Origin of the sequence: Halorubellus litoreus, assembly GCF_037081675.1 — an archaeon.
In the GTDB taxonomy this organism is placed as follows: domain Archaea; phylum Halobacteriota; class Halobacteria; order Halobacteriales; family Natrialbaceae; genus Halorubellus; species Halorubellus litoreus.
Genome location: NZ_JAZAQL010000003.1, coordinates 206,397 through 222,703, shown reverse-complemented (window position 1 = coordinate 222,703; position 16,307 = coordinate 206,397). Strand labels below are relative to the sequence as shown.

Sequence of the window (16,307 nt, the reverse complement as noted above, 5' to 3'; positions counted from 1 at the left end):
CGCGGTGCGGTGCGCACTAGCCCTGGGGGGTGCCCAAACGATTTGTGCGATGGGTTGGTGGTGGGTGGTATGAGTGCGCGGACGCGGGTGACGAGCGTGGAGGCGGTGCACGAGTCGGGGTCGTACCTGTTCGCGGTTCGGGATTCGTACGGTGACGATGGTGAGGTGGTGGTGGTGCCGTGCGAGGATGGGGTGGCGGCGTTCCGGAACTTCTGCGTGCACGAGCCCGATCAGCGGCTGGCGCGGGAGGGTGTTGGGGCGGTGGTGCGGGATGGGGAGATGATCTGTCCGCGGCATGGGTCGACGTTCGATACGTGTTCGGGGGACTGTGATAGCGGGAAGGCGGAGGGGATGACGCTCGCGGACGTGGACGTGGTGGTGGAGGACGGGCAGGTGTACTTGGTGGACGAGGAGTTGACGTATCTCTACGAGGGGCCGGTGCAGGGTGACGACGACGATGACGACATGCCGTCGTCGACGTCGCACATCAACCTGTAGGGGGGTATTGAGGCGTTAATCGGGCGCTGTCGCTCGGGTATCTACTCAGTGTAACTGGTCAGTGTGACTCGTATTCGCGGTGTGGGTGCCGGTCTGGTCGCCCGTCCTCGATGTATCTCGTGGCGTGCTAACAGCTACCGGGCGGTGTATATACGAGTGGTGCTAACCCGAGGTTAGTTCGGCGGCGACGACGAGGTGCGTGGTCGTCGGCGACCCCTACCACATGGACGAGGAAACCACGTACGCGGCGCTGTATCGGGAGACGATTCCGTCGGTTGTGTCGGTGTACCTGACCGCCGACGCCGACGACCCCCGGTCGAGCGGTGGTGCCGGGTCCGGGTTCGTGTTCGACGAACGCGGGTTCGTCGTGACGAACGCGCACGTCGTCCGGGACGCTGACGCAGTCGACGTGCGATTCAGTGGCGGCGAGTGGCGGACGGCGACCGTCGACGGCGTGGACCCGTACACGGACCTGGCGGTCCTGTACGTCGACGACCTGCCCGTGGAGGCGGTGCCGCTCCCGGTCGCTCGCGAGAACCCAGTGCCGGGGACGGCGGTCGCGGCGTTCGGGAACCCGATGGGGTTGGATGGGACGATGACGCGCGGTATCGTCTCCGGGACGAGTCGGTCGTCGCCGTCGGGGAACGGGTTCGCTATCCCGGACAGCATCCAGACCGACGCGGCGATCAATCCGGGGAACAGCGGCGGGCCGCTCGTCGACCTCGACGGGCGCGTCGTCGGTGTGAATCGCGCGAGGAGCGGGGACAACATCGGGTTCGCGATCAGTGCCCCTATTCTGCGTCGGGTCGCGCCGTCGCTCGTCGAGTACGGCGAGGTCGGGCACTCGTACGCGCGCATCCGGACGCTCGACGTGTCGCCGACGGTCGCGGCGGGGAACGACCTCGACGAACCGGGTGGGGTGCTCGTCGTCGACGTCGGTGACGGGCCGGCGGCGGGCGTCCTCGTGCCTGCGAGTGGAACGCGGACGGTCCGGGGGCGCGAGGTTCCGGTCGGTGGGGACGTGGTCGTCGGTATCGACGGGCGGCCGGTGAACTCCCACGAGGAGCTCACGCGGTACCTCGTGACGGAGACCGAGCCCGGGCAGGTCGTCTCGGTCGAGGTGCTCCGGGACGGTGAGCGCGTCACCGAGCGGTTCGCGCTCGACGAACGGCCAGCGCCTGGTGAGCGGTCGCGGTGGCGTGGGCGCCGCCGGAGGGGCGCGAGCGGGTGAGGTGGTCGCGGTGGTGTCGACGACGACAGACCGCCGCGAGGGCCTGGCGCGGTAGCGAGTAGCTCGAGCGGGTTCGGTCAGTGTCGGGTCTGCATGCGGCCGTGTTCGCGGACGGTGGCAGCGAGTTCGCGGTAGAGGTGCGCGCAGGAGTCCTCGGGGGTTCGGTGTGGGGCGACGGTGCCGAGGGTGTCGAAGTCGCCGACGAGGACGAGGCGTTTCCGGGCGCGTGTGAGGGCGACGTTGAGACGGCGTGGCCCGACGGTCGGCGTCTCGAGGAAGCCACTGTTCCCGGTGTCGTTGCTGCGGACGAACGAGACGACGATGGCCTCGCGTTCGCCGCCCTGGAAGGAGTCGACGGTGTCGACGGTGACGAGGCGGCCGCCGGGGACGTCGCCGTTCGCGAGTCGCGAGCGGATGCGGTCGGCCTGCGCGGCGTACATCGAGATGACGCCGACGTCGGCCGGGTCGAGTGCGCCGTCGACGAGCGCCGTGACCTCGTCGGCGACCGCGTCGACCTCGGTCGGGTTGTAGTAGGAGTCGCCGCCGTCCTCCTGGCGCTCGGGGCCGTGGACGTCGACGGCCACGAGCGGCTCGCGGTCGTCGACGCGCCAGTCGGCGTTCCTCGCGGCGGTCTCGAGCCGGCCGTCGTAGAACGCGTCGTTCGGGAACGCGGCGATGGCGTCGTGCATCCGGTACTGGCGGCCGAGGAGGACGGCGACGTCGTCGCCGTACGCGTCGAGGACGTCCTCGAACCACGACCGTCGGAGGTCGGGGTCAGTACCGGCGTCGGTTTCGTCGGCGTCGGCGTCGACGGCGGCGTACGGCGGGAGTTGTCGGTGGTCGCCGGCGAGCACGACGCGCTCGGTGGCGTCGAGGACGATGGCGGTCGCGGCGCGACTGGCTTGGGTCGCTTCGTCGACGACGCCGACGTCGAACGCGTCCGCGTCGAAGCGCGCGGCGCCGTTCGTGGTGGCGGCGACGACGTCGGCGGTGGCGACGGACGCGCTCGCGTACTCGCGGTTCACGACGTCGTTCGTGGACTGCCGGCCGACGCGCGCGACGTCGACGTCGATGTCGCCCTGTGCGCCTGTCGCGAACGCGTGGAGCGTCCCGGCTTCGGGCGAGTCGAGCGTGCTGTCGCCGACGAGGAGGTTGTCGACGGCCTGGTTCGAGTGCGCGGTGACGAGCACGCGTTCGCCGCGGCTCGCGGCGTGCAGGACGAACGCGGTGAGCGTCCGGGTCTTCCCCGTTCCGGGTGGGCCGTGAACGAGCGCGACGTCCTGGGCGTCCGCGGCCCACTTGAGTGCGCGTTCCTGGTACTCGTTCAGGTCGAGTGGCGTGCTCGGCGTCGACATGGTGTCGCCGTCGAAGCGGATCGGGCGTGTCGTCGCGAACAGCGCGCGTTTCGCGTCGCGTTCGGCGACGGCGTCGAGCGCGTCCGTCCGGCGTTCGAACGGGACGGGGTTCAGGAGCGGGGCGAGGTAGAAGTCGCGGTCGCGGTCCGTGAGGAGGTCCTCGAATCGCTCCAGTGGAACGTCCCCGGCGCGTGCGGGTTTGACGCGGACGACCGGGTCGTCGACGCGGGTCGTGCGCACGGCGAGTGGCAGGTCGGGGTCGTGGTCGTCGCTGTCGACGAGCAGGACGCTGTCGCGATGCAGCGTCGGTCCCGTTCGCCCGTCGTGCGCGCCGGTCGTGGTTCCCTCGGGGCGTTGGAGGACGAACTCGCCGATGTGGTCCTCGCGGTTCGCGCGCCCGAGCGACACGAACGGCCCGGCTGCGACGCCTTCGTTCGCGAGCGCGCGCAGGGTCGCGTTCCGGTGCCGGGCGCGATTCGCGCGTCTGGCTGCGGCGCGCTCGGCGGTCACGGTCGCCCGGAGGTCGTCGAAGAACGCGTCCACGTCGTCGGGCGACCGCGACGCGTCGGGGTCGACGACCGTCGGCGGCACCGCGCCCGCATCCTCGTCGGCGTCGTCGCTATCGCTGGCCTCGCTCGACGTGGGTTCCACGTCGCCCTGCTCGTCGGGATGCCACAACCGCAAGCGGTCACAGACCGTCGTTCGCGCGGCGTCGGCGACGTCGACGAACCGGACCGTGCCGTCGATACCGAACCCGGTGTCGTACCACCCGAACTGCTCGGATTCGGGCCGCCAGAGCACGTACTCGTCGGTGACGCGCGGGCCGTCGGCGTCGTGGAGCGGGACCGCGTATCCCTTCGCGTCCGGCGGGGATTCCCGAACCGTCTCCGCGGCGCGGTCCAGCGCCGTCGCGAGCGCGCTCGCCCCCATCGTTCCCCCGAATCGCTCCGGGTCGCCAGGGTCGTCGTCGGCGCGGTACAGCGACGCGCCCGCGACGCTCCACGCGTCGTCGAGGTCGTCGACCCGGTCGTCGCTCGGGCCGTGGTCTCCTTCCGTCATGGCGAGTCGTCTCGTCCGTGCGGAATCGACCGTTCGGTATAGGCGCTCCGTTCGCGGCCGGCGACTCGCCCGGCGCGTGCGAAGATCCTCGCTCGCGGTGCGTGCGAAGAACCCACTCGCGGTGCGTGCGACGACCTCACTCGGTGCGGGCGCCGTGGATGGAGAAGCGCGCGCCGCCTGCGTCGCTCTCGTCGACGCTGACGGTCCAGCCGTGCTCGCTGGCGACGTCGGTGACGATGGCGAGCCCCAGTCCGGTTCCGGTCTCTGAGGTCGTGTGGCCGGTGTCGAAGACGCGCTCGCGGTCGGCTTCGGGGATGCCGGGGCCGTCGTCGGCGACGTAGAATCCGTCGTCGAGCGCGCCGACCGTGATCGTCACGTCGCCGCTGGCCGCGGTGTCCTCGACGGCGCTCCGAGCGTCCGAGTCCCCCGTCGCGTCGCGGTCGGTGGTCGTTGCTTCGTGCTCGACGGCGTCATCGGCCCCCGGCCGATTGCTCGTGGAACCATGTTCCACGGCGTTCCCGGACTCCGTCCGGGAGCAGGGAGAGCCGTGCTCGACCGCGTTCCGGAGGAGGTTCTCGAGGAGTTGACTGAGTCGTCGTTCGTCGGCCCAGAGCGTCGTGTTCTCGCCGAAGTGCACGGTCGCGTCGCCGAGGTCGAGCGTTCGGAGGGAGCGGTGGACGGTCTCGTGGAGGTCGACCGGTGCCGTGTCGAGGTGGTCTTCGCCGTGGCGCGCGACCGCGAGGACGTCCTCGATGATGGCGTCCATCCTGTCGAGCGCGTCGGATGCTCTGTCCAGATGCGGGTCGTCGCAGTCCATCGCGACGAGGTCGATGGCGCCGACGGCGACCGCGAGCGGGTTCCGGAGGTCGTGGCTCACGACGCTCGCGAACCGCTCGAGGCGTTCGTTCGTCGCTTCGAGCTCGCGCTGTCGCTGGTGCCGTTCGGTCACGTCCCGGTTCACGGCGAGGATGCCTTCGACGTCGGGGTCCTCGAGGAGGTTCACGGCGCGGTTCTCCATCCACCGCCAGTCGCCGTCCTGGTTACGGTAGCGGTACTCGGTCGTCACCGCTTCGGTCGGGTTCGCGAGGAGGTACTCGAAGTCCGCGAGGACGTCCTGGCGGTCGTCCGGGTGGATGTACTGGAGGACGCTCTCGCCCTCGAGGTCTCGCCGTTCGTACCCGAGGACGTCCGCGGACGGATGACTCTGGAACGTTATCTCGCCGGCTGCGTCGGTGACGTAGAACGCGTCCGGGCTGTTCTCGAGGAGTGCCTCCTGGCGGTGCAGGCGGCGTTCGCGAACGCGGCGCTCGGTGACGTCGCGCGCGAACCCCTGGACGATGTGGACGTCGTCGCCGCGGTACACGGGGCTGGCGCTGACCTCGGTGTCGATACGGACGCCGTCTTCGCGTCGCAGGACGACGGGGAGGTCGTGGACGACGTCGCCGTCGAGGACGCGCTGGAACCCCGAGACGGCCGTCTCGAGGCTGTCCGCGTCGACGAGCATTTGGAATTGCTCGTCGACGAGGTCGTCCGGCGCGTACCCGAGCAGGCTCTCGACGGCGGGTGAGACGTACCGGATGGTGCCGTCCGCTTCGATGCGGAATATCGCGTCGGGACTCAGTTCGCTTATCTCGCGGAACCGACGTTCGCTCTCGCGACGACTCGACGGGTCGAGCGAGACGCGGTCGGTTCGGATGCTCGTGGTCTGCGTTCGTTCGACGGCTTCGCGGACGCGCCGTGCGAGTTCCCTGGCGGTGCGGCGACCTGGCGGGGACGGGACGTAGTCGGTGACGCCCCGGCGGACGGCCTCGCTCGCGACCGCTTCGCTGCCCTCGTCGGTCGCGAGCACGAACGGAAGGACGGGATGGTGGTCGCGGACGGCGGCGAGGAACTCCGGGCCGGTGGCGTCGGGGAGTGGGTGGTCGGCGAGCACGCAGTCGTACACGTCCGCGTCGAGTCGCGCGAGCGCCTCCTCGGCGGTCGCCGCGACGTCGACCTTGAGGAAGTCCGATTCGCGTTCCAGGGCGGCGCGCAGTCGCGCTGCGCTCTCGCTTGCTGCCGGCACGAGCAGCACGCGGACGGGTAGTGTCATGGAAGACGTACGACGCCGTTCGTCAAAAGCAGTGGGCCTGTATTGCCGGAATCGGCCGCGAGGGCGACAGGTTACGTCGTTCTGCTGGCCGGCGTCGGTAGCGTGCCTCCGGTAACTCGTTCTGCTGGCCGGCGTCGGTAGCGTGCCTCCGGTGACTCGTTCACTCGCCGGCGTCTTCGTGGTCGGTGCCGGAGTCCATGCCGGACTGCATGAACTGCGCGAGGATGCCGCCGATGCGGGAGTCGGCGGTCCACATCGCTTCCTCGCCGAGCGGGTCGTCGTCGGTCTCGACCGCGAGCAGGACGGTGCTGTCGTCGACCATGAGCGCGCGTCCGGCGAAGTCCGCGGGGTTGTCCTCGGACATGACGACGACCTGCACGGGATCGTCGGCGAACCGGTCGTTCACCGACCGGTCTGCGGTGAGGACCGTGACGCGTCGGCCGCGGGCGGCGGCGTCCCGGAGCGACGCGGTGACGCGCTCACTCAGGGAATCGCCTTCGGGGGCGACGAGGACGACGAACGCGTCGGCGTCCTCGACGAGGGAGACGATGCGGTCGTCGATGGGTTGGCGACCGCGGAGCGTGGAGACGTCCTGGCCCTTCGAGTGGTCGCTGCCGGTCGCCTGGATGGCTTCGAGGTTCTCGAACGCGCGCGAGCGCTCCCGGTCGAGGCGCTCGGTGAGGAGGTCGCGTGCGGTCGCCAGGTCGACCGGCCGGTACTCCTTCGGGCTGGATTCGACGACCTCGACGAGTCCGCGTTCGGCGAGTTCGTCCGCGGCGCCGTACACCTGCGAGCGCGGGACGTCGGAGCGGTCGCTGACGGCCTGTGCGGTCCCGGCGCCGAGTTCCTGGAGGGCGACGAACACGCGCGCCTCGTAGTTCGGCAGGCCGAGTCGTTTCAGTGCGGCGACGGCGTCCTGTGCGCTCATGGTGAGTGGCGGAGTCTGTGTCGGGTGGCGTCGCGAATCGCGTTCGGTCGCGTATCGCGTTCGGTCGCGACGATGCGACCGCGTGCTCGGTCGTCGAACGCGGTCGCGTCCGGTGGTATCGGGTCTACGGGGAGGGGTCGTATCAGTCCCCCGGTCCCGAATCCAGTGTTTGTTGTAGGATTCTACAATACTTATTTGCTCCGGCGTCGTAGGGACGCCCAGATGACACTCCCGGCACGCTACGCGGCCTTCGTCACCACCTACAGCAAGACGGTGGTCGCGCTCATGCTCGTCGCGACGCTCCTCGTCGGCGCGGGCGCCGCGAACCTCGACGGTGGCCTCTCCATCACGAGCTTCGAGAGCGACTCCGCGGCCGCACAGAAACTCGACTACGCCGAGGCGAACTTCACGACCGACGGCGAGAACAGCACCGTCGTCCAGGTCGTCGTCCGCGGCGACGACGTCCTCACGAAGGAATCGCTCCTCTCGACGCTCCGATTCCAGCGCGCGATACGCGACGACTCCGACGTGAACGCGACGCTCCGCGCCGACCAGCCGGTCGTCGGCCTGTCGAACGTCGTCGCGACCGCCGCCATCAGGGCGGAGGCCGCCCGGAACGGGAGCGGCGGCGGACCCCCCGGGGGTTCTGACGGGTCGTCAGGTGGTGCCGCTGGCCCGCCGAGTCAGCCGACGCTCGACGAGCAGATCGCGCAACTCGAGTCGATGTCGCCCGCAGAGGTCGAGTCCGTCGTCGCGGACGTCCTCGACCCGGAGCGCGAGGACCGCGGGCCCGTCGACCCGTACACGCTCCTCGCGACCGACTACGAGGCCGGGTCGACGTCCGCGAGCGGCCGCATCATGTTCGTCTTCCAGGACACGAGCGGGGCCGCGTCCGACGACCTCCCCGCGGCCGTGACCGACGGGCAACTCGCTATCCAGGAATACGCCGAGGACGTCATCGAACCCGAGGCGTTCGCGTTCGGGCTCGGTATCGTCGACGAGGAGGCCGGGACCGCGACCGGCGAGAGCTTCGCGTTCATCTCGCCCGTCGCGCTCCTCCTCATCGTCGCCCTCCTCGGGGTCGCGTACCGGGACGTCCTCGACGTCGCGCTCGGCCTGCTCGGCGTCGTCCTCGTCCTCGTCTGGATGGGCGGCGCGATGGGGTGGCTCGGCATCGGCGTCACGCAACTCATCATCGCCGTCCCGTTCCTCCTCATCGGGTTGAGTATCGACTACGCGCTCCACGTCGTCATGCGGTACCGCGAGGCGAAACTCGACGACTCCGACCGCGACGTCCGGCAGGCGATGACGCGCGGGCTCACCGGCGTCGTCGTCGCGATCGGCGCGGCGACGTTCTCGACCGCGGTCGGGTTCGGGTCGAACCTCGTCAGTCCTATCGTCTCCATCCAGCAGTTCGGGACCGTCGCCGCGGTCGGTATCGTCTCCGCGTTCCTCGTGTTCGGCGTCCTCCTCCCACCGCTGAAGGTCGAACTCGAGGAGGTCGCGGAGCGTATCGGGTTCGCTCGCAAGAAGCGCCCGTTCGGCCGCGGTGGCGTCGCCGGCCGCGCGCTCTCGACGGGCGCGACGGTCGCACGGCGGGCGCCCGTGGTCGTCGTCGCGCTCGCGCTCGTCCTCAGCGCCGGTGGCGGCGTCGCCGCGACCGACATCGACACGAGCATCGACCAGGTGGACTTCCTCCCGCGGGACACTCCCGACTGGATGAGTTCGCTCCCCGAGCCGTTCGCGCCGAGCGACTACTCGCTCCGGTCGAACGCGGTCTACATCAACGAGCAGTTCGTGCAGTCACGCGACCAATCCAGGGCGATATTCCTCGTCGAGGGCGACGTCACCGCGCCCGACACGCTCGAACGGCTCGCCGCCGCCGAAGGCGACCTCGAGGGCACCGAGACCGCGGTCACGCTCGCCGACGGCAGCCTCCGCGTCGACGGCCCGCTCGAGGTCGTCCAACGGACGGCCGCCGCGAACGAGACGGTCGCGGACGTCGTCGCCCGCAACGACGCGGACGGCGACGGCGTCCCGGACGGGAACCTCACTGCGGTGTACGACGCGGTCTACCGCGCGAACCCAGACGCCGCGGAAGCCGCGTTCTACCGCGAGGGCGGCGAGTACCGCGCGCTCCGCGTGAGCGTCGCGCTCGTCGGCGGCGCCGACACCGGCACCGTCACCGCGGAGATGCGCGACGTCGCCACCGCGATGGAGTCCGGGAGCGACCTCACCGTCACCGCCACCGGGACGCCCATCGTCCAAGAGCTCGTCCAGCGCGGGCTCCTGGAGACGCTCGTCACCGGGTTCGCGATAACGTTCGGCGTCATCATCGTCTTCCTGACGGGGGTCTTCTGGCGGCGGTACGACACGCTCTCGCTCGGCGCGGTCGTCATGACGCCGGTCGTGTTCGCGCTCGCGTGGCTGTTCGGGACGATGTACCTCGCAGGCATCTCGTTCAACACCGAGACCGCCATCATCGCGAGCATCGCCATCGGTATCGGCGTCGACTACGCCATCCACATCGGCGAACGCTTCGTCGAGGAACTCGGCGAGCAAGGCGACGCCGTTCCGGCGCTCGAACGCACCCTCCAGGGGACCGGCGGGGCGCTGCTCGCGAGCGCCGTCTCCACCGCGGGCGGGTTCGGCGTCCTCATGCTCGCGCTCGTCCCGAGCCTCCAGCGGTTCGGGTTCGTCACCGCGACCGCCATCATCTACGCGTTCCTCGCGAGCGTCTTCGTCCTCCCGAGCCTCCTCGTGCTCTGGACGCGCTACGCCGACGTGGACATCGAACCAGCCGCTCGCCCCGCGCCGGGCGACGACTGACCGACATCGCCACTCGCAAGGCGACGACTGACCCACGTCGCCACTCGCCCACGGACGTCCGTCGACCGGTCGACCCTCACGCGGCGGAAGCGGGATCGCGTGGCGGAAGCGGGATCGCGTGGCGGAAGCGGGATTGGACGGAGGAAGCGAGAGTAGGGGAGTGTGCCGACCTGCGAGCGAGGGGCGCGAGTCTCGGGCCGGTCGAACGACTGGTGGGACGAAGAACCTGCTAGCGTGGCGCGAGGCCGACTGGTCGTCGGCGGCCGCGTCCGGGGACTGACGCCATCACGTCACCGTGTCAGTTACTGACCGAGACCGAGCCGCCGGCCGCGACGTACACGGTGTACCCGAGGTACTCGAAGGACATCTCGAGGCTCGGTTCGTCCGCGTTGGTCTCGTTGGACGAGACCAGCGCGTTCAGGAGGTCGCCGTCGAGGACGTCGAACAACGGCGGGTCGAGGTCCACTGGCTCCACGCCCTCCGCGTCGGCGATGGCCTGTACGATGCGCTGCGTCGGTTCCGCCCACGTTCTCGTCTCCACATTCATCGAACCAGATACGTGAGGGGTTAGCATAAACATTCGCGAACTTCTATGCGGGATCCCCGTGCACGAAACGCGTTCACCGCCAGAATACGTCGACGCGGGCCGGAGTGCGTCGATTCAGGGCGTTCCGACGTCGTCCGGCAGACCGGGAGCATCGACTCGTTTCGAGCGGGCGAGCGTCTCGTCGCCGACGCGGAGACCGAGCGCTCGCAGCCCCTGGGCGGTCTCGGTGAGTGCGTCGGTCGACCGCGCCACGGTCTCGACGTGAACGTTGTCCGCTCCACGCACGAGTTCGAGGACGTTCACGACGCCCGGAACGTCGAGCGCCGTGGACCTGGAGGGCCTACAGGATACGGCGGTCGGTCTCGTCGAGGGCGCCCGCTGTCATGCGAGGACTACGTCCGCTGTGCGACGAGCGTGTGACGGTTATGCACGGTGGGCTCCTGCGGCCGTCAGACGTGGTCGACGAGTGCGCCGACGACCTTCTCCTCGGCGAGCCGGAGGTGTTCCTCGAACGTGCGGCGGTCGACGCCCATCGCGGCGGCGAGTTCGGTGGTGGTCGTGCGACGCGGCACGTCGTAGTAGCCGTCGGCCCACGCGGCGCGGATGGCTTCCGTCTGGCGGTCGGAGAGGTCGGGTGCGGCCGACGCGATGCTCGCACCTGCTTGCGGGACGGCGTCGACCTCGCGTTTCTCGCGTACCGTCACGTCGAACGACGCGCGGACGTCCTCGTAGAACGCCGCGAGGTTCCCGGCGTCGAGCGTGAGGACGCGCACGAGTTTCCCGCCGTCCTCGTACCGGAGTGGCGGGAGGAGCAGGCAGTCGTGGCGCTCGAGGTAGCCCTCGACGTTCCCTTCGGTGTGCGGGCGCAGGCAGTCCTCCGTGACGACGACCGCTTCGGTGCCGCGTTCGACGACGTCCGCGACGCCGACCGCGGCGTCGACCGCCTCGCGCACCGCGTCGGTCGCGTCACCGCGGACGTGCAGGAGGTCGCAGTGCTCGTTGCACCAGAGTTCGACGCGTGCAGCGCCGTCCGCGGTCGCGTCCGCGTAGGGGACGTCACCGCGGATGTGGAACGTCGCCTCGTACATCTCGTCGACGATGACGCCCCGGCCGTACTTTAACCCCACTCCGTGTGGAGGTGAACGCGGCGGGTACCTACTATCGACTGGACATATCGGAATCCGTAATCGAGTGACGGCGGGTAGGCTCGCACGATGCCGAACTCGAATCTCTGGATGGCCGTGGCACTGCTGGGATTGACGTCCATCGGCTTCGGCGTGGTCCTGGCGTTGAACGTCATCTCGGGCGGTGTCGGCGTCGGATTCGTCGCCGTCGGTCTCGCGCTCCTCCTCGTCTCGCAGGGCGCGCTCTCGGTGTACGTCGTCGTCGCGAACGACCCGAAGACGCGGGGCGGTGCGCTGGACGGCCAGTAGCCGTCCCGTCTGCGGTTCGCTCGTCCACAGCGACGTCTGCGTGGACCTGTTCGCCGCGAGCGTTTATGTCGACCGCCGCCGACGTTCGTGGTATGACAACACCACTCAAGACGGCGCGGCGCGAGGTCGCGCTGGACGCCGGCAACCCCGGCCGCCTGCCGACCACGCGCGACAGTCCGAACCCCGGACAGAACACCGCTGTCGTCGACATCGACGCCAACGACGACTGAAGAACGCAAGGACGATGCCAGCCACGAACGACGGCGCGTACGCCGAACGTGCTCGCGGCGACGACTGCGTGCTGATAGCCGACGAGACGGGCGTCATCCGCTGGGCGTCGCCGACCGTCGAACGCGTCCTCGGGCGACCGCGGAGCGACCTCTCGACGGAGACCACCGTCGCGGACCTCCTCGGTGCCACGTTCGTCGACCGCCTCGACCCCGGTGACCCGGACGACGACGCACCGACGCGGCGAGAGACGACCGTCTCTGGCCCCGACGGTCGCGACATCCCCGTTACTGTCACCGTAGAGGACGTCGACCCGTCGAGTTCGCTGGTGGCGTACCACTGCCGTCGTGCAGGCCCCGAATCTCCGGACGTGGCGACGGTCCTGTCGCGCGTCACCGACGGCGTCGTCGAACTCGACGCCGACTGGCGGTACACGTTCGTGAACGACAAAGCCGCGGCACTCGTCGACGAACCACGCGAGTCCCTCCTCGGTCGCTCCATCTGGGACGTCTTCGAGGTGGTCGCGGGCACGCGGATGCAGGCCGCGTTCGAGCGAGCGATGACGCGACAGGAACCGGTGACGATGGAGTGGTACGCCGACACCCTCGACACGTGGTTCGAGATCCGCGCGTTCCCGTCACCGACCGGGCTCTCGATATACTTCACGGACGTCGCCGAGCGCATCGAGCGCGTGCGCGCGCTCCGACACGAACGCGACGTCTTCGACGAACTCCTCGAACTGGCGCCGATGGGTATCGCCGTGCACGACGCCGACGGACGGTTCGTTCGCGTCAACCAGCGCGGCGCCGAGATACTCGGTCTCCCGCCCGAGGCCCTCGTCGGATCGACGCTCACCGACCGCGCGTGGAACGCGCTCGACGCCGACGGCGACCCGCTGCCCGTCGAGTCGTTCCCGCTGAATCACGTGCTCGAGACGGGTGACGCGGTACGGAACGTCGAACTCTCCCTCGGTCATCCCGACGAGTCACGTCTCTGGTTGGTCGTCGGCGCCGCGCCCGTCTTCGACGACGACGGTGACGTCTCCAGGGTCGTCGTGACGTTCGAGGACGTCACCGACCGCAAGCGCGCGGAGACGAAGCTCAGAGAACGCGAGCGCCTGTTCAGCGGCGTGTTCGAGGGCACGCTCGACGCGCTCGTTCTCGCCGACGACGACGGAAACTACGTCGCCGTCAACGAAGCGGCGTGCGACCTCTACGGGCTCCCCGAATCGGAACTCCTCGGACGACACCCGCGCGACTTCGCGCCGCCCGAGATGGACGTCGACGCGGTCTGGGAGACGTTCCTCGAGGACGGGTCGATGCGCGGCGAGTTCACGCTCGTCAGACCGGACGGCGACGTCCGCATCACGGACTTCGCGGCGACGGCGAACGTCCGCCCCGGCCAGCACCTCTCCGCGCTCAGGGACATCACCGAACGGCGGGAAGCGACGGCGCGACTGGAAGCCCAGCGCGACGAGCTCGACAGACTGAACCGCGTGAACGAGATCATCCGGGACGTCAACCGAGCGATCATCGCTGCGACGGACCGCGACGCGGTCGAGGAGGCGGTCTGTCGGACGCTCGGCGCGACGGACACGTACCCGCTCGCGGTCTCCGCTCGCGTGACGTTCGGCGACGAGATCCAGTTCGAGCACGCCGCCGGTGCGACGCCAGCGGAGATGAACGCCCTCCAGGCGTCGACAGCCGGCACGCTCAAGGACGCGATCGTGGAGGCCGTGGAGACGGTGACGCCGACCGTCGTCGACGTCGAGCGCGACGACCGACTCTCGCAGGCCTTCGACGAGTACGCTGCGACCGAAGCCGTCCGTGCTATCGCGAACGTCCCGCTGTCGTACGAGGGCGTCGTTCACGGCGTCCTCACGATCGGCGCGGCCGACGAGGACGCGTTCGCGTCGGAGGAACTGGCCGTCCTCGCGGAACTCGGGCAACTGCTCGGCACCGCGATCGACTCGATACGCACGAAGCACCTGCTTCACGCGACCGTCCTCGAGGAACTGGAGCTCGACGTCTCCGGCGACCCGGCGCCGTTACCGACGCTGAACGAACGCGTCGGTGGGACGTGGACGCTGGAGGGCGTGGTTCCGGTCGAGGACCACGAGTACTTGCTCTACCTCACCGCCGTCGATACCGACGACGACGCGCTCGAGCGCGCCGCCGCCGACCTCGACGTCGTCGAATCCGTTCGTGTCGTGGGCGCGGACGGTGACCGGTTCGCGTTCGAACTCCGGGTCAGCGAGGCGTCACCGGTCAGCGCGCTCCTGGACGCCGGCGGCTGGATCCGCGGTGGGACGATCGAGGGCGGCCGCGCCCGGTTCGTGGTGGACGTGACCGCGGGGTCCGACGTCCGAGCGTACCTGGACCGCGTCGAACACCGCGGCGTCGACGCGAACCTCGTCGCGAAGCGAGAGGTGGAGCGAACCGTCCCGGGCGCGCTGTTCGACACGATGACCGAATCGGAACTCACGGACCGCCAGCGGAGCGTCCTCGAGGCAGCGTACCTCTCGGGGTACTTCGAGTGGCCGCGTCGACGCACGACCGGCGAGGAACTGGCGGTCGCACTAGATATCTCGTCGTCGACGCTCCACCAGCACCTGCGGATCGCCATGGCGAAGGTGCTCTCGCAGTACCTCGGGCTCGACTCGGTCGAATCGTCGACGGACGACCCGACCTGACGTGGCGGTGACAAACCGGCTTGTTCCGGTAGGACGCTCTTGAGCGTGAGGCGTGTTCACGCTAGTGATGACAGTGGAGTACGGGGTTCGACGGGCGCCGGAACGTGTCGCGTGGTCGGTGCTGGCGAGACCGCTCACACGGTCTGTGCTCGCGATCCTCACGACAGCGAACGAACCGCTCGACCGCTCGACGCTCGCCGAGACCATCGCGGAGCGAGCAGCGGCCGGGAGGGCCCCGGACAGCCCGCGCGACGACAGGGACGTCGAGGTGTACCTCCATCACTCCGTCCTCCCGAAACTCGACGCTAACGCCCTCCTCGAGTACGACCCAGTGAACGGCATCGTCGTGTGCGAGGACCTACCAATCACGGGCGACGAGTGGCTCGAACCGACGGTCCTCGACGACTTCGCCGACTTCGAGACCCGGTCCTGAGTACGCCGCCGTCGTCGCGACTCGCGTCGAGCGCGAACGACGCGACTCGAGAGAACAGACCGCACGAGCCTTCTTCAGAAACTACAACCGGCCAAGCAGAGTTCGACGACGCCGGAGCTCCCGTCGGTGAAGTAGAACGTCACCCTGAGGTCCGCGCCCTTCATTTCCGCGTTCTTCCCGCTACTATCTCTGAAACGGTCGAACTCGAAGGACTTCGTCTGGCCGGCGTTCAGCGGAACGGACTGGTCGAAGTCGACCCGCGTATCGCTGCTCGGGTCACTGCTATCGACGGGTATCTCGTTGGAGACGACCGACCCTCCCGGTGCGATGAGGATGCCGCCCCCGTCGACCTGGGTGGCGTTCGGGTTCGTGGTCTCGTTCACGCCCACGCCGACGAGACTCACGTCGACGTTGCCCGTGTTCTCGAGTTCGAACTCGTACTTCCCGCTGTTCCCGGCGGCCTTGGCGCTCCCCGCTATCTCCTGGACGACGTTCGACTGCGGGACGTCGATGACGCGCTGGAGCTCGATGCGCCCCGTCGTGGTGCCGTTCGCGGAGCGTACCGCCGTGATGTCCGCGGTCACCTCGTCAGCGCCCTTGACAGCCAACTCGGTCGACGACCCGCTCCCCAGCGTGAACGTGACCGGGTCGGTGACGTAGGTACCGTCGTCGCCGAGGTCCCACTCGATACCGGTCTCGACGGCGTCCAGCGTGACGTCCATCGTCGCCGAGGACCGGTTCGTGAACGTCGGCGTGACGCTCGTATCAGTCAACCCCTCCATGCCGAGGACGGCGTTCGGGTCGTCGGTGACCGCCGCGTTCGCCCCGCGACCGAGGACTGCGGACGTGTACGCTTCGGGTTTGAGGACGTTCAGGCCGATTCCGATGCCGGCGACGCCGGTGGCGACCGCTGCGAGCAGGTTCCGGCGGCCCGTGCCCCCGTTGCGGCGAGGGTGTCGTCGTGGCATCCGTGACTCACCTC

The 16,307-nt window shown here is 69.3% G+C and carries 14 protein-coding genes; 7 read left to right on the top strand and 7 right to left on the bottom strand.

Translation table 11 applies throughout. From position 1 onward, the window contains the following. The first annotated feature begins 69 nt into the window (after nt 1–69). Both VYJ16_RS15950 and VYJ16_RS15945 read left to right on the top strand, forming a co-directional pair. Nucleotides 70–498, top strand: coding sequence for a Rieske (2Fe-2S) protein (locus VYJ16_RS15950; RefSeq protein WP_336351308.1), 429 nt, complete (start codon nt 70–72; stop codon nt 496–498). A 223-nt stretch (nt 499–721) separates the two neighbouring features. Further along, the gene (locus tag VYJ16_RS15945) at nt 722–1,729 is read left to right on the top strand and encodes a S1C family serine protease (protein WP_379762713.1); all 1,008 of its coding nucleotides are present in this window, start codon (nt 722–724) and stop codon (nt 1,727–1,729) included. 77 nt (nt 1,730–1,806) lie between these two features. On the opposite strand, the gene VYJ16_RS15940 is transcribed toward VYJ16_RS15945, so the two are convergent. The 3 genes from VYJ16_RS15940 to VYJ16_RS15930 form a co-directional block, all read right to left on the bottom strand. Beyond that, complete coding sequence (locus VYJ16_RS15940; protein ID WP_336351306.1) at nt 1,807–4,143, bottom strand: AAA domain-containing protein; 2,337 nt, start codon at nt 4,141–4,143, stop codon at nt 1,807–1,809. A 136-nt stretch (nt 4,144–4,279) separates the two neighbouring features. After that, nucleotides 4,280–6,235: a PAS domain S-box protein gene (locus VYJ16_RS15935; protein WP_336351305.1), complete on the bottom strand. Its 1,956-nt coding sequence runs from the start codon at nt 6,233–6,235 to the stop codon at nt 4,280–4,282. A gap of 160 nt (nt 6,236–6,395) precedes the next feature. Continuing rightward, entirely contained in the window at nt 6,396–7,163 is a 768-nt protein-coding gene (locus VYJ16_RS15930; RefSeq protein ID WP_336351304.1) for a TrmB family transcriptional regulator, read from the bottom strand. A 222-nt stretch (nt 7,164–7,385) separates the two neighbouring features. Here VYJ16_RS15930 and VYJ16_RS15925 point away from each other — a divergent pair, with 222 nt between their 5' ends. Further along, complete coding sequence (locus VYJ16_RS15925) at nt 7,386–9,992, top strand: efflux RND transporter permease subunit (protein WP_336351303.1); 2,607 nt, start codon at nt 7,386–7,388, stop codon at nt 9,990–9,992. Between the two features lie 298 nt (nt 9,993–10,290). Here the strand turns inward: VYJ16_RS15925 and VYJ16_RS15920 are convergent, their stop codons facing one another. The 3 genes from VYJ16_RS15920 to VYJ16_RS15910 all read right to left on the bottom strand — a co-directional run bounded on the left by VYJ16_RS15920 (nt 10,291) and on the right by VYJ16_RS15910 (nt 11,666). Continuing rightward, nucleotides 10,291–10,539, bottom strand: a complete 249-nt coding sequence (locus VYJ16_RS15920; protein WP_336351302.1) for a HalOD1 output domain-containing protein — start codon at nt 10,537–10,539, stop codon at nt 10,291–10,293. Between the two features lie 114 nt (nt 10,540–10,653). After that, complete coding sequence (locus VYJ16_RS15915; RefSeq protein WP_336351301.1) at nt 10,654–10,842, bottom strand: hypothetical protein; 189 nt, start codon at nt 10,840–10,842, stop codon at nt 10,654–10,656. A gap of 146 nt (nt 10,843–10,988) precedes the next feature. Continuing rightward, nucleotides 10,989–11,666: a helix-turn-helix domain-containing protein gene (locus VYJ16_RS15910; RefSeq protein ID WP_336351300.1), complete on the bottom strand. Its 678-nt coding sequence runs from the start codon at nt 11,664–11,666 to the stop codon at nt 10,989–10,991. Nucleotides 11,667–11,753: 87 nt separating this feature from the next. Between VYJ16_RS15910 and VYJ16_RS15905 the strand changes: the two genes are divergently transcribed. The 4 genes from VYJ16_RS15905 (at nt 11,754) to VYJ16_RS15890 (ending at nt 15,325) form a co-directional block, all read left to right on the top strand. Then, nucleotides 11,754–11,972, top strand: coding sequence for a hypothetical protein (locus VYJ16_RS15905; protein ID WP_336351299.1), 219 nt, complete (start codon nt 11,754–11,756; stop codon nt 11,970–11,972). Between the two features lie 92 nt (nt 11,973–12,064). Continuing rightward, nucleotides 12,065–12,202 (top strand): hypothetical protein, encoded by a 138-nt coding sequence (locus VYJ16_RS15900; protein WP_336351298.1) that lies wholly within the window; start codon nt 12,065–12,067, stop codon nt 12,200–12,202. A 14-nt stretch (nt 12,203–12,216) separates the two neighbouring features. Beyond that, nucleotides 12,217–14,892: a PAS domain-containing protein gene (locus VYJ16_RS15895; RefSeq protein ID WP_336351297.1), complete on the top strand. Its 2,676-nt coding sequence runs from the start codon at nt 12,217–12,219 to the stop codon at nt 14,890–14,892. Nucleotides 14,893–14,959: 67 nt separating this feature from the next. Further along, nucleotides 14,960–15,325 (top strand): DUF7344 domain-containing protein, encoded by a 366-nt coding sequence (locus VYJ16_RS15890; RefSeq protein WP_418934297.1) that lies wholly within the window; start codon nt 14,960–14,962, stop codon nt 15,323–15,325. Nucleotides 15,326–15,399: 74 nt separating this feature from the next. Here VYJ16_RS15890 and VYJ16_RS15885 read toward each other — a convergent pair whose 3' ends face one another. Further along, nucleotides 15,400–16,293: a hypothetical protein gene (locus VYJ16_RS15885; RefSeq protein WP_336351295.1), complete on the bottom strand. Its 894-nt coding sequence runs from the start codon at nt 16,291–16,293 to the stop codon at nt 15,400–15,402. Between the last annotated feature and the right edge of the window lie 14 nt (nt 16,294–16,307).

What these genes read in the sequence shown, in the direction of transcription:
- VYJ16_RS15950 (WP_336351308.1), top strand. Translation starts at nt 70, where the DNA reads ATGAGTGCGCGGACGCGGGTGACGAGCGTGGAGGCGGTGCACGAGTCG.
- VYJ16_RS15945 (WP_379762713.1), top strand. Translation starts at nt 722, where the DNA reads ATGGACGAGGAAACCACGTACGCGGCGCTGTATCGGGAGACGATTCCG.
- VYJ16_RS15940 (WP_336351306.1), bottom strand. Translation starts at nt 4,143, where the DNA reads ATGACGGAAGGAGACCACGGCCCGAGCGACGACCGGGTCGACGACCTC.
- VYJ16_RS15935 (WP_336351305.1), bottom strand. Translation starts at nt 6,235, where the DNA reads ATGACACTACCCGTCCGCGTGCTGCTCGTGCCGGCAGCAAGCGAGAGC.
- VYJ16_RS15930 (WP_336351304.1), bottom strand. Translation starts at nt 7,163, where the DNA reads ATGAGCGCACAGGACGCCGTCGCCGCACTGAAACGACTCGGCCTGCCG.
- VYJ16_RS15925 (WP_336351303.1), top strand. Translation starts at nt 7,386, where the DNA reads ATGACACTCCCGGCACGCTACGCGGCCTTCGTCACCACCTACAGCAAG.
- VYJ16_RS15920 (WP_336351302.1), bottom strand. Translation starts at nt 10,539, where the DNA reads ATGAATGTGGAGACGAGAACGTGGGCGGAACCGACGCAGCGCATCGTA.
- VYJ16_RS15905 (WP_336351299.1), top strand. Translation starts at nt 11,754, where the DNA reads ATGCCGAACTCGAATCTCTGGATGGCCGTGGCACTGCTGGGATTGACG.
- VYJ16_RS15900 (WP_336351298.1), top strand. Translation starts at nt 12,065, where the DNA reads ATGACAACACCACTCAAGACGGCGCGGCGCGAGGTCGCGCTGGACGCC.
- VYJ16_RS15895 (WP_336351297.1), top strand. Translation starts at nt 12,217, where the DNA reads ATGCCAGCCACGAACGACGGCGCGTACGCCGAACGTGCTCGCGGCGAC.
- VYJ16_RS15890 (WP_418934297.1), top strand. Translation starts at nt 14,960, where the DNA reads ATGACAGTGGAGTACGGGGTTCGACGGGCGCCGGAACGTGTCGCGTGG.
- VYJ16_RS15885 (WP_336351295.1), bottom strand. Translation starts at nt 16,293, where the DNA reads ATGCCACGACGACACCCTCGCCGCAACGGGGGCACGGGCCGCCGGAAC.